The following is a 13954-nucleotide window of genomic DNA, read 5'->3' on the forward strand; positions in this document are numbered from 1 at the left end:
CGCCATGAAAACCCGCGCCGCAGTTGCCGTCGGAGCCGGAAAGCCGCTCGAGATCATGGAGGTGGACCTCGAAGGGCCGCGCGAGGGCGAGGTGCTGGTCGAGATCAAGGCGACCGGCATCTGCCACACCGACGAATTCACGCTGTCGGGCGCCGATCCGGAAGGCATCTTTCCGGCGATCCTCGGCCATGAGGGTGCTGGCGTCGTCGTCGATGTCGGCAAGGGTGTGACCTCGCTCAAGAAGGGCGATCACGTCATCCCGCTCTACACGCCCGAATGCCGCTCCTGCCCGTCCTGCCTGTCGCGGAAAACCAATCTGTGCACCGCGATCCGCTCGACGCAAGGCCAGGGCCTGATGCCGGACGGTTCGTCGCGCTTTTCGATCGGCAAGGACAAGATCTTCCACTACATGGGCTGCTCGACGTTCTCGAATTTCACCGTGCTGCCCGAGATCGCGCTGGCCAAGGTCAACCCCGACGCGCCGTTCGACAAGATCTGCTACATCGGCTGCGGCGTAACCACCGGCATCGGTGCGGTCATCAACACCGCCAAGGTCGAGATCGGCGCGACGGCCATCGTTTTCGGTCTCGGCGGCATCGGCCTCAACGTGCTGCAGGGCCTGCGCCTGGCGGGTGCCGACATGATCATCGGCGTCGACCTCAACAATGAGCGCAAGGCCTGGGGTGAAAAGTTCGGCATGACGCACTTCGTCAATCCGAAGGAGGTCGAGGGCGACATCGTTCCCTATCTCGTCAACATGACCAAGCGGGGTGCCGACCAGATCGGCGGCGCCGACTACACCTTCGACTGCACCGGCAACGTCAAGGTGATGCGCCAGGCGCTCGAGGCCAGCCATCGCGGCTGGGGCGAATCGATCGTCATCGGCGTCGCCGGTGCCGGCCAGGAGATCGCGACGCGGCCGTTCCAGTTGGTCACCGGCCGGACCTGGAAGGGCACCGCCTTCGGCGGCGCGCGCGGCCGCACCGACGTGCCGAAGATCGTCGACTGGTACATGGAGGGCAAGATCCAGATCGACCCGATGATCACGCATACGCTGAAGCTCGAGGACATCAACAAGGGTTTTGACCTGATGCATGCCGGCGAGAGCATCCGGAGCGTCGTGGTTTATTGATGAGCGGTGTCGCATACGAGGTCGACGTCAGGGGCCTGGACGACCTGTCTCCGCGCGACCTCTATGCGATGCTGAAAATGCGCATCGACGTCTTCGTCGTCGAGCAGAAATGCGCGTTTCCCGAACTGGACGGCAAGGACCCCGAGGCACTGCACCTCAGGCTGCTTGCCGGCAAGGAATTGCTGGCAAGCACGCGGATCATCGCCCCCACCAACAGCGACGGCCCGGCCTATATCGGCCGGGTCGTGGTTTCGCCCGACCATCGCGGCAAGCAATTGGGCGGCATGTTGATGCGCGAGTCCATCGCCGCCTGTGGGCGGCTGTTTCCCGGGCGCCCGATCGCGCTTTCGGCGCAGAGCCACCTCCAGAGGTTCTACGCGTCCTTCGGCTTCGAGACCGTGTCGGAGGAATATCTGGAAGACGATATCCCCCATATCGACATGCTCCGGCCCTTGCCTGCCTGAGCCTTGCGCATGCAAGGTGGTGCGATGGACAGCAAGCCTATCATCTACGTCGATGCCGACGCCTGCCCGGTCAAGGACGAGGTGGTGAAGGTCGCCGAACGGCTCGACCTCATCGTCACCTTCGTCTCCAATGGCGGCCTCAGGCCGTCGCGCGATCCGATGATCCGCAACGTGGTGGTGTCAAAAGGCGCGGATGCTGCCGACGACTGGATCGTCGACAATACCCATGCCAACGACATCGTCGTCACCGCCGACATCCCGCTGGCCGCCAGGGCGGTAGCGCTGGGCGCCCATGTGCTGGGACCGACCGGCAGGCCCTTTACGCCGGAGACCATCGGCATGGCGGTGGCCATGCGCGACCTCAAGCAGCATCTGCGCGAGACCGGCGAGAGCAAGGGTTACAACGCATCCTTTGCGCCGCAGGACCGTTCACGTTTCCTTGGCGCTCTGGACCAGATGGCGCGACGCGCGCTGAAGGCGGCTCCGCCGTCATGAAGCCATTCAAGCGCCATGTCGTGTTCCTGATCAGCGCTGCCCTGGGCGTTGCTGCTTTGGTTGCCGCACTGTTGTTCGGCCAGCCATTGGCTTTCGCCATCGGCGCAAACGTCTTCTTCGTCGCCTACATCGCGCTGATCCTGCGGCAGATGCCGGCACTGGATGCCGCCTATCTCAGCCACCGCGCCCAGGACGCGGACGAGCCGGTGGGCATCATCTTCCTGGTCACCATCGGCATCGTCGCGGTGGCGGTCGGCTCGCTGTTCATGCTGATCAACGCCAAGGAAGCGACCAATCCGATTGCCTTGGTCTTCTCGCTGCTTTCGCTGCCGTTCGGGTGGTTCACCATCCACGCCATGGCTGCATTGCACTATGCTCACCTGTTCTGGAAGGGTGATGACACGTCAGACACGGCATCAACGCATGGACGTAAGCACATAGGTGGATTGGGTTTTCCTGAAACAGACCGACCGGTCGGCTGGGACTTTCTCTACTTTGCCGTTGTCATCGGCATGACCGCACAGACCGCGGACACCGACATCTCCACCACGGACATGCGCCGCGCCGTGATGCTGCATTCGATCCTGTCGTTCTTCTTCAACACCATCATCGTCGCCGCGGCGGTCAACCTGGTGGTCTCCTTGGCCAACTGAGCCCGGCTCACGCGAATATCATCGCGGCCCCGAAACCTATCTCCGACCGGACGCGTAGTTTGACCAACACCAGCGCGCTTCCGCCAAGGCCGCGTGCGCCATTGGAGGTCAGGCCAGATGGAAAGCCAATCGCGTATCGTGCAGCAATCGGACGGGCACCCGGTGCCGACGTCCAATCGCCCGGAGAGCGAACTGGTCTATCGGCAAACGCGCTGGACGCGGCTGACCCACTGGGTCTGGGCGCTGTCGCTGTTCTTCCTGCTGCTCAGCGGACTGCAGATCTTCAACGCCCATCCTGCGCTCTACATCGGCAAGCAATCGGGTTTCCAGTTCGACAACGACGTTCTGGTCATTGGCTCCGACTATAGCTCAAATGGACCAATAGGTTACACCGAACTCCTCGGCAAACGATTCAACACCACCGGCATCCTTGGCCTTTCAGGCCCCATTGATAATCTGGACGCCCGCGCCTTTCCGGCATGGGCGACGATCCCGTCCGGACAGGACCTCGCGACCGGCCGCGTCGTGCACTTCTTCTTCGCCTGGGCCCTGTCGGCAACGCTGCTGGCCTGGCTTGTCGCCAGCGCGCTCAGCGGCCACCTGCGCCGCGATCTTGTGCCTCGCGCGGACGACATACGTCGCCTGCCCAGAGACATTGCCGACCACGCCAGACTGAAGTTCCACCACAGCCGCGACTACAACACGCTGCAGAAACTTGCCTATGGCGGCGTGCTGTTCGTGCTGCTGCCGCTGATGATCCTGACCGGCCTCGCCATGTCGCCGAGCATGAACGCGGCGATTCCTTTCCTCGCCGACATGCTTGGCGGGCGCCAGACAGCCCGCACCATCCACTTCGTTGCGATGGCGCTGCTCGTCGGCTTCTTCATTGTCCACATGCTGATGATCCTGGCTGCAGGCCCAATCAACGAACTGCGCTCGATCATCACCGGGTGGTACCGTACGGATCCATCCGAGCGCGGCAATTCCGACAAAGGGAGTGCCTGAGATGCCAAAGTTTCAGATAAGCCGCCGACGCTTCCTGACCGCCGCATCCCTCGGAATTTCGGGGGCAGCGCTTTCCGGCTGCGATGCCTTCGACTTCCTGCAAGACCGCGACAACGGCGTGCGCAATGCGCTCGAAGGCGCCAATGGACTGACCTATCGCGCGCAAAGGCTAATCGCGGGCCGCGCCTCACTTGCCCAGGAATTCTCCGAGGCGGACATTCGCCAGCCGCAGCGTCCGAACGGCGTGACGGCGCCCGACGACGATGTCTACAAGGGCCTGCTGTCCAATCAGTTCGCCGACTGGCGGCTCGACGTTGTCGGGCTCGTCGAAAGGCCGCTGTCGCTGTCGCGGGAGCAACTGATGGCGATGCCCTCGCGCACCCAGATCACCCGGCATGACTGCGTCGAAGGCTGGAGCTGCATCGCCAAATGGACCGGCGTGCCGATGGCGCTGGTTCTGGACCAGGCGGTGGTGAAGCCTGAAGCACGTTATGTCGTTTTCCACTGCCTCGACACGATCGAGCGAAGCCTGTCGGGCGAGGTCAAATATTACGGCTCGATCGACCTGGTCGACGCACGGCATCCCCAGACGATTCTCGCCTATGGCATGAACGGGAAAGCGTTGCCGGTCGAGAACGGCGCGCCACTGCGCGTCCGGGTCGAACGCCAGCTCGGCTACAAGATGCCGAAATACGTGCACCGAATCGAACTTGTCGACGGCCTCAATTCGATGGGCCTCGGCAAGGGCGGATATTGGGAAGACCGCGGCTACGACTGGTACGGCGGCATCTGAAGGCAGTGGCGCTGGTTGCCGCGGATAGGAAACTGCCACCCGAAAGTATTGGGCTGGACTATCTACTTTGCAAATAAGGCTTGGCCGATAGGTGACAAAGTGTCGGCCTTGGGATATTGACGAGTCGTCTGGGGCCTTTGCGGGCTCCACCTGTTTGCGGGAGAGAGCAGCGAAAGCTGACGCCGAAGGGGAAATCGCCCGAAATCTCTCAGGCAAAAGAACCGTAAACAGGAAGGACACTCTGGAAAGTCGGGACTTGGATCCCGCGCCGAAGGTGTAAGCGCTGCCGACAGAGATCCGGAGCGCGAGTCTCTCAGGCTTCAGACAGAGGGGCACGGAATAGCTGCCAAAAGCGGCTGGCAACGTGCGACTCTGGAGAAGACATGACGGGCGACCATACTAATCAATTGCCACTCGAAGACCTGCATTCCGCAGCCGGTGCGCGCTTCGGCGCCTTTGCCGGCTGGAACATGCCGCTCACCTACCCTGCCGGCGTGATGAAGGAGCACCTTCACACCCGCGAGCATGTCGGCTTGTTCGACATCTCCCACATGAAGCTGTTCGTGGTCAGCGGACCGGGTGCGGCGGACCTCATCAACCGCGCTTGCCCGCTCGATGCAAAGACACTCGAGTTCAAGCAATCCAAGTATACTTTCTTCCTCACCGAAGCCGCAGGCATCGTCGACGACCTGATCATCACCAGGCTCGGCGAAGACCGTTTCATGGTCGTCGCCAACGCCGGCAACGCGGCCACCGACGAGGCGCATCTGCGTGAAATCGGCAAGAGTTTCGACGCCAACATCGAGCCGCTGGATCGCGTCTTCATCGCCATCCAGGGACCGGAAGCGGCAGCCGTGCTCGAAAGTGCCGGCGTCGACACCGACACCCTGTTCTTCATGCAGGGCTTCGAACCGCGCACCAACTGGTTCATGAGCCGGTCGGGCTATACCGGCGAAGACGGTTTCGAGATCGGCTTGCCGGAAGCAGACGCCCGCGAACTGCTCGCCAAGCTGCTCGGCGACGAACGTGTCATGTGGATCGGCCTTGCCGCCCGCGACAGCCTGCGGCTCGAAGCCGGCCTCTGCCTGCACGGCAACGACATCACGCCCGACACCGACCCGGCAAGTGCCGGCCTGATGTGGGCCATCCCCAAGGACCTGCGTACCGACGGCAAATTCATCGGTGCGGCAGCGCTTTCGAAAATTCTCGCCGACGGCGCCAAGGAAAAGCGCGTCGGGCTGAAGCCCGAAGGCCGCCAGCCGGTGCGTTCGGGCACGCAACTGTTCGACGCCGACGGCAATCCCGCCGGCCGTGTCACCTCGGGCGGCTTCGGTCCCTCGGCCGGGTTCCCGGTCGCCATGGGCTATGTCTCGGCACCGCTTGCCAAGGCCGGCACCCGTGTCTTCGCCGATGTTCGCGGCACCAAGGTGCCCGTCGACGTCCACTCCCTTCCCTTCACGCAGCATCGCTATCGCAAAGGATAATTTCCATGACCAAGACCTATTACACTGAAGACCACGAGTGGCTGCGCGTTGAGGGCGACATCGCAACGGTCGGCATCACCGACTACGCCCAGGAACAGCTTGGCGACCTCGTTTTCGTCGAACTGCCTGAAGCCGGCCGCAAGCTCGCCAAGGGCGACGTCGCCGTCGTCGTCGAATCCGTCAAGGCGGCCTCGGACGTCTACGCGCCGCTCGACGGCGAAATCACCGACTCCAATGCTGCGCTCTCCTCTGATCCGGCGCTGATCAATTCGGCAGCCACCGGCGACGGCTGGCTTTGGAAGATGAAGATCGCCAATACGGGCCAGCTTGAGGGCCTGATGGACGAAGCGGGCTACAACGCCCATATCGGTTGACAGGATTGCCTGACATGACCACTGCACCATATCCTTTTTCGGCCCGTCACATCGGGCCCGGCGCGACCGAAACCCGCGCCATGCTTGCCGCGATCGGCGTGCCTTCGGTGGAAACGCTGATCTCGCAGGCGGTTCCGAAGTCGATCCGGCTGGACCGGCCGCTGGCGCTGCCGGCACCTGCGAGCGAACATCAAGCGCTTGCCGAACTCGGCGAGAAGATGGGCCGCAACAAGGTGCTGAAGAGCTTCATCGGCGCCGGCTATCACGGCGTCAACGTACCGCCGGTGATCCAGCGCAACCTGTTCGAAAACCCGGCCTGGTACACGGCCTACACGCCCTACCAGGCTGAGATCAGCCAGGGCCGCCTGGAACTGCTGTTCCACTTCCAGACGCTGGTTGCCGAACTGACCGGCCTGCCGGTCGCTTCCGCATCGCTGCTCGATGAAGCCACCGCCGTGGCCGAGGCCGTCGGCATCGCGCTTCGCCATCACCGCGACAAGCGCAGCCGCGTCGCCCTCGCAGGTGCCGCTCACCCGCAGATCCTTGACGTCATCCGCACTCGGGCCGAACCGCTCGGCACCGAAATCGACGGCGAGACCATCGACGACAACACGGCAGCCCTCATCGTTTCCTGGCCCGACACCCATGGTGTCTATGGCAACCACAAGGCGGCGATCGAGAAAGCCAAGGCAGTCGGCGCGATCGTCATCTTCGTTTCCGACCCGCTCAGCCTGACCGTCACCGATACCCCTGCCAGCCTCGGCGCCGACATCGCCACCGGTTCGATGCAGCGCTTTGGCGTGCCGATGGGCTTCGGCGGTCCGCACGCTGCCTATTGCGCCGTTTCCGACAAGCTGACCCGCCTGATGCCGGGCCGCCTCGTCGGCCAGTCGGTCGACAGCAAGGGCCGCCCCGGCTATCGCCTGGCGCTCCAGACCCGCGAGCAGCATATCCGCCGCGACAAGGCGACGTCGAACATCTGCACGGCCCAGGCCCTGCTCGCCAACATGGCGGCGTCCTATGCCATCTGGCACGGCCCGTCCGGCCTGCAGGCGATCTCGGAACACATCCACGCGCTGGCTAGCCGCCTTGCAGAAGGCCTCAAGGCTGCCGGCGTCGCCGTGCTCGGCGACAAGCGCTTCGACACCGTCACCGTCGAAGCCAAGGGCAAGGCCGAGGCGATCGCCGCCGAAGGCGAGAAGGTTGGCCGTCTGCTGCGTGTCATCGACGCCGACCATGTTTCGGTCGCCTTCGACGAAACCTCCACCGGCGCGGATCTCGAAGCGATTGCTGCGCTGTTCGGTGCCAAGGCACCGGCGGAAGCCAAGCGCGCCCTGCCTGGAAAACCGCGCGGCAAGGAGTTCCTGACCCAACCGGTATTCCACGCAAACCGTTCGGAAACCGACATGATGCGCTTCCTGCGCAGGCTCGCCGACAAGGATCTGGCGCTCGACCGCGCCATGATCCCGCTCGGCTCCTGCACCATGAAGCTCAATGCGGCGGCAGAGATGATGCCGGTCAGCTGGCCGTCGGTCGCCAACCTGCACCCGTTTGCGCCGACCAGCCATTCGCTCGGTTATCGCGCGATGACCGACGATCTCGAAGCCTGGCTCTGCGAGATCACCGGCTTCGACGCCGTCAGCCTGCAGCCGAACGCCGGCAGCCAGGGCGAATATGCCGGCCTGCTGTCGATCCGCCGCTATCACCATTCGCGTGGTGAGACCCAGCGCAACATCTGCCTGATCCCGTCTTCGGCGCACGGCACCAACCCGGCAAGTGCGGCCATGGCCGGCATGGAAGTGGTGGTCGTGCACTGCCTCGACGACGGCGACATCGACGTCACCGATCTCAAGGTCAAGGCCGAACAGCACGCCGACAAGCTTGCGGCGCTGATGTTCACCTATCCCTCGACGCACGGCGTGTTCGAGGAAGGTGCGCGCGACATCTGCGAGATCGTGCATGCGCATGGCGGACAGGTCTATTTCGACGGCGCCAACCTGAACGCAATGGTGGCACTTTCGCGTCCAGCCGACATCGGCGCCGACGTCTGCCACATGAACCTGCACAAGACCTTCTGCATCCCGCATGGCGGCGGCGGCCCCGGCATCGGCCCGATCGGCGTCAAGTCGCATCTTGCGCCGTTCCTGCCCGGCCATGTCGAGGCGGGCAGCGCGCATGCGGTTTCGGCGGCTCCGTTCGGCAGCGCCTCGATCCTGCCGATCACCTGGATGTACATCCGGATGATGGGCGCTTCGGGCCTGAAGCAGGCGACGGAGCAGGCTATCCTCAACGCCAACTACATCGCCACCAAGCTCGAGCCGTACTATCCGGTGCTGTTCAAGGGCCGCAACGGTCGCGTCGCGCATGAGTGCATCCTCGACACCCGCGTGCTCAAGGAGACTGCAGGCATCAGCGTCGAGGACATTGCCAAGCGCCTGATCGACTATGGCTTCCATGCACCGACCATGTCCTGGCCGGTCTCCGGTACGCTGATGGTCGAACCGACCGAGTCCGAGCCGAAGCACGAGATCGATCGTTTCTGCGAAGCGATGATCGCGATCGCTGCCGAGGCGGCCAAGGTCGAAAAGGGCGTGTGGCCGAAGGACGACAATCCGCTGGCCAATGCGCCGCACACGGCGACCGAAACGCTGGCAGGCGAGTGGAAGCACCCCTACTCGCGCCTCGAGGCGGCCTATCCCGGCGGGGATCCCGACACCGCGGCCAAGTACTGGCCGCCGGTGTCGCGCATCGACAACGTGGCCGGCGACCGCAACCTGGTCTGCGCCTGCCCGCCGCTGTCGGAATATCTCGGCGCCGCCGAGTAAGCGGATCTGAAACCAGACGAATCGGCCGGACACCTAGTCCGGCCGTATCCTTTTGCGGGCGGCTTCTCGACGGCTGTGCCTAATGGCGCAGCCGAGCCTAGGCAAACAACCGTGCCGGCTCGTAGGTTGTCGCACCACCCGTCATATCGGCTGTAACTGCCCGGTTTCGGCCGGCGCGTTTGGCGGCGTAGAGCGCCGCGTCGGCGGCGGTCAGCATCTCATCGAGCGTCATTGCGCCATCGTCCCCGAAACAGATGCCGACGCTGACGGTGCTGCGCAGTGGCCCGAGCCTGGTGACGACGATCTCGGCGCCAAAGGAACCTCCGATAGACCGCAATATGCCGTGCGCCTCATCAGGGGCGACGCCTGACATGATGACGGCAAACTCCTCACCGCCCAGCCGAAAACATTCGACGCCGTCCTGGGCATGATTCCTGACAACGTCGGCGAAGCGTTGCAGAACCGTATCGCCCGCAGCGTGACCGAAGACGTCGTTGGTGCGCTTGAAATGGTCGAGGTCGAACATGGCCAGCGCCGTCGTCGATCCGAACCGCGTGTCGCCATGGAACATCGTCAACGCCCTGCGGTTCAACAAGCCGGTCAGAGGGTCGGTCAGCGTCTGGACGGTCAATTCTCGCTGGGTGCGCAGGTGATGCAGCGAAATGGTCAGCGCCCCCAGTGCCGTCATGCAGGCGACGACGACGGCGGTGTTGAGGTCTTCGGCCCAATTCTTGGGGACGGTCCCCAGAGACCACTGCCCGTCCAGAACCAGCACCAACGCACAGAGCGTGAAGGAGACGGCGGCGCTGCCAGCGAGCAGGGTGACCGCGGCCAGGATACGCCGGTCATATTCCCCGGCAGCCCAAAACATCACTGTGATTACGATCAGCAGGGCCGTGACGGTGGAATAGGCGAGGACGAAACCCAAGCCGTCGTAGCCGGAGGCGGTCACGGCCGTGATCAACACCACCGCCGCGAGCACGGGCGCCGCGGCGATCCTGTGCCAACCCTTATCAAGGTACTGAGCCGTCGAGCACAGGATGACGAAGAAGCCGGCCACCAGCAGTGTCAGGGTCAGTTGGCCAAGCCACGGCGAGGCGTTGCGGCCATATTGCCAAAAGCCGATGACATGAACGACAAGAAGTAGTATTCCGGCCGCCATCGTAAAGACGAAACGCGCTTGGCGCGCCGTCAGCCAGATGGCGAGCAGCGTCCCGCTCAGACAGGCGCCGGACAAAGCCGTCGCGAGCAAAAGGGAACCGAAGTCAAGCACGAGGCCCCCGCCTTGTTGATTGTCCGATCGATTGGGAAGCACTTATGGACTTAGCGGTCGCCCAGCAACCGCCTAAGGCCAGATCGTCGCCACTCATCAACCGGCGATTTCGGTTTGCGTTTACGAATAGTTGCACGGTTCCGTCGCGTTTGACAACATGACGCACGAACATAACCGGAACTTCTATTGCGATGACGGCAAAACTGGCACACTTGGCAAACTGATTCGCAGCATCGGAAAACTGTATTGAGCATGGACGATAGCAACGATCTTTTCGGCAGCCTCGACAAGCAGCCGCCCCGCCCCGTGTCGCGTCCGGCGGACCCGCTGGTGCAGGCGGCAGCGGTGGCAAAGCGCCCGGTCCCGGCCGCCAAGGATGGCAGCGAGGGCTATAGTGCAGCCGATATCGAAGTGCTCGAAGGCCTTGAGCCCGTGCGCCGCCGCCCCGGCATGTATATCGGCGGCACCGACGAGAAGGCGCTGCACCATCTCTTTGCCGAAGTCATCGACAACTCGATGGACGAGGCGGTGGCCGGCCATGCCACCTTCATCGAAGTGGAGCTCGACGCAGAGGGTTTTCTGACCGTTACCGACAACGGCCGCGGCATCCCTGTCGATCCGCATCCCAAGTTCAAGAACAAGTCGGCGCTCGAAGTCATCATGACGACGCTGCATGCCGGCGGCAAGTTCGACTCGAAGGTCTATGAAACCTCCGGCGGCCTGCATGGCGTGGGCGTTTCGGTGGTCAACGCGTTGTCGGACCTGCTCGAAGTCGAGGTGGCGCGCGGCCGCCAGCTCTATCGCCAGCGCTTTTCGCGCGGCGTGCCGCAAGGCGGCCTCGAAAGCCTCGGCGACGTCCACAATCGGCGCGGCACCAAGGTGCGTTTCCATCCCGACCCCGACATCTTCGGCAAGGGCGCCCATTTCCTGCCGGCCCGCATCTACAAGATGGCGCGGTCGAAGGCCTACCTGTTCGGCGGCGTCGAGATCCGATGGAGTTGCGACCCGGCACTGCTGAAGGAGAAGGACGAGACCCCGGCCAAGGCGGTCTTCCACTTCCCCGGCGGCCTCGGTGACTATCTCAAGGCCTCGCTCGGCGACGAGATGCAGGTGACCCGCGAAATCTTCTCGGGCAAGAGTGACAAGCAGAGCGGTCACGGCTCGATCGAATGGGCCGTCACCTGGTTCGGCGGCGACGGCTTCATCAATTCCTACTGCAACACCATCCCGACAGGCGATGGCGGCACCCACGAGATGGGCTTCCGCAACGTACTGACGCGCGGCCTGCGCGCCTATGCCGACCTCGTCGGCAACAAGCGTGCTGCGATCGTCACCAGCGAAGACGTGATGATCTCGGCTGCGGGCATGCTGTCGGTGTTCATCCGCGAGCCCGAATTCGTCGGCCAGACCAAGGACAAGCTGGCAACTGTCGAAGCCATGCGCATCGTCGAGACGGCGATCCGCGATCCGTTCGACCACTGGCTCGCCGACAACCCGCAGGAAGCCTCCAAGCTGCTCGACTGGGTCATTGCGCGCGCCGACGAGCGCGTGCGCCGGCGCCAGGAAAAGGAAGTGTCGCGCAAGAGCGCGGTGCGCAAGCTGCGCCTGCCAGGCAAGCTGGCCGACTGCACGCAGAATGCCGCCGCAGGGGCCGAATTGTTCATCGTCGAAGGCGACTCGGCAGGTGGCTCGGCCAAGCAGGCGCGCGACCGGAAGATGCAGGCGATCCTGCCGCTGCGCGGCAAGATCCTCAACGTCGCCAGCGCCGGCAACGACAAGCTGGCGTCGAACCAGCTGATCGGCGACCTGATCCAGGCGCTGGGCTGCGGTACGCGATCCAAGTATCGCGAAGAAGACCTGCGCTACGACCGCGTCATCATCATGACCGACGCCGACGTCGACGGTGCCCACATCGCTTCGCTGCTGATCACCTTCTTCTACCAGGAGATGCCGCAGCTCGTCCGCGGCGGCCACCTCTACATGGCCGTCCCGCCGCTCTACTCGATCCGCCAGGGCGGCAAGGTGGCCTATGCCCGCGACGACGCCCACAAGGAAGAGTTGATGCGTACCGAGTTCAGCGGACGCGGCAAGGTCGAGATCGGCCGCTTCAAGGGCCTTGGCGAGATGATGGCAAGCCAGCTCAAGGAAACGACGATGGACCCCAGGAAGCGCACGCTGCTGCGCATCGAGGTCCTCGACGACGCCGACGAGACCAAGAGCGCGGTCGATGCGCTGATGGGCACCAAGCCGGAGTTGCGCTTCCGCTTCATCCAGGACCGCGCCGAATTCGCTGCAGCGGACGCGCTGGATATCTGAGGCTAACGGCGGATCAGGCAGCCGCGATTGCCAATGCGTGGCCGCGGGCGTTCTCGCGCAGGGCCTCGAGATGGATCGACTTGACCAATCCGGCCAATTCGCCTTCGGCTGCTTGGCCGCCCAGTTCCCTTAGCATCAGCCAGCTGACTTCCTGTGCTCCGGCGACGCGGCGCCCATTGGCAACCTCGCGCCAGATCTTCAGCGCCCGCAGGATGATTGCATGCGTCGCATCGGCAAGGCCGGCCGAACGGAACAAGGCCGTCAGCGCCACATCCTGCCCGGCAGACAACAGCGCCCTCACCCGTGGTTCGTCTCGGCCGGTCAACACGACCAGGGCTGCCCCAAAGAAGTCGACCTTGCCGTGGGCGAGGATGCGGATGATGAAACTGGCTGTCAGGTCGCCGCGCAGTCGCAGATGCTCGACAAGTGCCGCATGCTCTTGGGCACGCGTGCCTTCGATCAGCGTCATCGAGGCTTTCACGCAGGCGTCGCGCGTCACGCGTTCGGCGCGCGCGGCACCCATCAGGGCCAAGACGAAGGGCGATGCCTTCAGGGCTTCGCCGAGCTTGACAAGAAGCAGGTGCCGGCAATCCGAAGGCAGCCGCTGATCGGCCACCAACGCCTCGCGCACACGTGCGTCGCCACCAAAGCGCTCGGCAATGCGACGGAAGCTCAGCGAGGCGATATCGGCGCCATAATTCTGCAGCAGCGTGACGCAAGCCTCAGCCTCGCCCACCTCAGCAATGGCCGCCGAGAGCGACATGGAGACAGCTGGCCGGTCGGCGATGAGTTTCTGGATGGCGCACGAGCCTGAGGCGACCCGGTCGATGAGGTCGGCGTCGGTCAAAAGCGGCGAGCGCGCCAGAACCAGCGTTGCGACGTCAGGCTGATCGGATGCGAGGGCTGCGATGATCTGCAGCGGCGCGTGTGCGCTCATCGACAGCGCCTCTGCCAGCGACTGGCGCACCTTCGACGAGGGATCGTCGAGCAACAGCGTCAGGGCCGCCTCTGCGGCGCATCGGTCCTCGAACGGCAGTTCGCGATTGACGTAGGCATTGGCCAAGGCGGCTGCTGCGGCTGCGCGCTCGGCCACCTTCGCGGTGTCGATCCATCTCAGGAAATGCGAGACCACCATTCGCT

At 63.9% G+C, this 13954-nt stretch carries 12 protein-coding genes and 1 riboswitch; of the genes, 10 read left to right on the forward strand and 2 right to left on the reverse strand.

Annotated features, from left to right (window positions below; all coding sequences use genetic code 11):
* Window positions 1-4: 4 nt before the first annotated feature.
* The 9 genes from GGQ99_RS06060 to gcvP all read left to right on the forward strand — a co-directional run bounded on the left by GGQ99_RS06060 (window position 5) and on the right by gcvP (window position 9225).
* A complete protein-coding gene (locus GGQ99_RS06060; protein ID WP_183261328.1) occupies window positions 5-1132 on the forward strand; it encodes an S-(hydroxymethyl)glutathione dehydrogenase/class III alcohol dehydrogenase in 1128 nt (375 codons plus the stop codon).
* Window positions 1132-1596, forward strand: coding sequence for a GNAT family N-acetyltransferase (locus GGQ99_RS06065; RefSeq protein ID WP_183261330.1), 465 nt, complete (start codon window positions 1132-1134; stop codon window positions 1594-1596). Before GGQ99_RS06060 ends, GGQ99_RS06065 begins: the two co-directional genes overlap by 1 nt.
* 24 nt (window positions 1597-1620) lie before the next feature.
* Window positions 1621-2091, forward strand: a complete 471-nt coding sequence (locus tag GGQ99_RS06070) for a YaiI/YqxD family protein (protein ID WP_183261332.1) — start codon at window positions 1621-1623, stop codon at window positions 2089-2091.
* Window positions 2088-2744 carry a DUF1345 domain-containing protein gene (locus GGQ99_RS06075; RefSeq protein WP_183261334.1) on the forward strand — a complete coding sequence of 219 codons (657 nt, stop codon included), beginning with the start codon at window positions 2088-2090 and terminating at the stop codon, window positions 2742-2744. Before GGQ99_RS06070 ends, GGQ99_RS06075 begins: the two co-directional genes overlap by 4 nt.
* Before the next feature lie 117 nt (window positions 2745-2861).
* Window positions 2862-3749, forward strand: a complete 888-nt coding sequence (locus GGQ99_RS06080) for a cytochrome b/b6 domain-containing protein (protein ID WP_183261336.1) — start codon at window positions 2862-2864, stop codon at window positions 3747-3749.
* 1 nt (window position 3750) lies between these two features.
* Window positions 3751-4542, forward strand: coding sequence for a molybdopterin-binding protein (locus tag GGQ99_RS06085; RefSeq protein ID WP_183261338.1), 792 nt, complete (start codon window positions 3751-3753; stop codon window positions 4540-4542).
* Between the two features lie 147 nt (window positions 4543-4689).
* A riboswitch (glycine riboswitch) is annotated at window positions 4690-4776 on the forward strand.
* A gap of 149 nt (window positions 4777-4925) precedes the next feature.
* Window positions 4926-6026: a glycine cleavage system aminomethyltransferase GcvT gene (gcvT, locus tag GGQ99_RS06090; RefSeq protein WP_183261340.1), complete on the forward strand. Its 1101-nt coding sequence runs from the start codon at window positions 4926-4928 to the stop codon at window positions 6024-6026.
* A gap of 5 nt (window positions 6027-6031) precedes the next feature.
* On the forward strand, window positions 6032-6400 hold the full coding sequence (gcvH, locus tag GGQ99_RS06095; protein WP_183261342.1) for a glycine cleavage system protein GcvH: 369 nt from the start codon (window positions 6032-6034) through the stop codon (window positions 6398-6400).
* A 14-nt stretch (window positions 6401-6414) separates the two neighbouring features.
* Complete coding sequence (gene gcvP, locus GGQ99_RS06100) at window positions 6415-9225, forward strand: aminomethyl-transferring glycine dehydrogenase (protein ID WP_183261344.1); 2811 nt, start codon at window positions 6415-6417, stop codon at window positions 9223-9225.
* Between the two features lie 97 nt (window positions 9226-9322).
* Here gcvP and GGQ99_RS06105 read toward each other — a convergent pair whose 3' ends face one another.
* Window positions 9323-10498: a diguanylate cyclase gene (locus GGQ99_RS06105; RefSeq protein WP_183261346.1), complete on the reverse strand. Its 1176-nt coding sequence runs from the start codon at window positions 10496-10498 to the stop codon at window positions 9323-9325.
* A gap of 252 nt (window positions 10499-10750) precedes the next feature.
* Here GGQ99_RS06105 and parE point away from each other — a divergent pair, with 252 nt between their 5' ends.
* The gene (parE, locus tag GGQ99_RS06110) at window positions 10751-12814 is read left to right on the forward strand and encodes a DNA topoisomerase IV subunit B (RefSeq protein WP_183261348.1); all 2064 of its coding nucleotides are present in this window, start codon (window positions 10751-10753) and stop codon (window positions 12812-12814) included.
* Window positions 12815-12827: 13 nt separating this feature from the next.
* On the opposite strand, the gene GGQ99_RS06115 is transcribed toward parE, so the two are convergent.
* On the reverse strand, window positions 12828-13949 hold the full coding sequence (locus GGQ99_RS06115) for a DUF2336 domain-containing protein (protein ID WP_183261349.1): 1122 nt from the start codon (window positions 13947-13949) through the stop codon (window positions 12828-12830).
* Between the last annotated feature and the right edge of the window lie 5 nt (window positions 13950-13954).

This window comes from Aminobacter niigataensis, assembly GCF_014200015.1.
Classification (GTDB): Bacteria; Pseudomonadota; Alphaproteobacteria; order Rhizobiales; family Rhizobiaceae; genus Aminobacter; species Aminobacter niigataensis.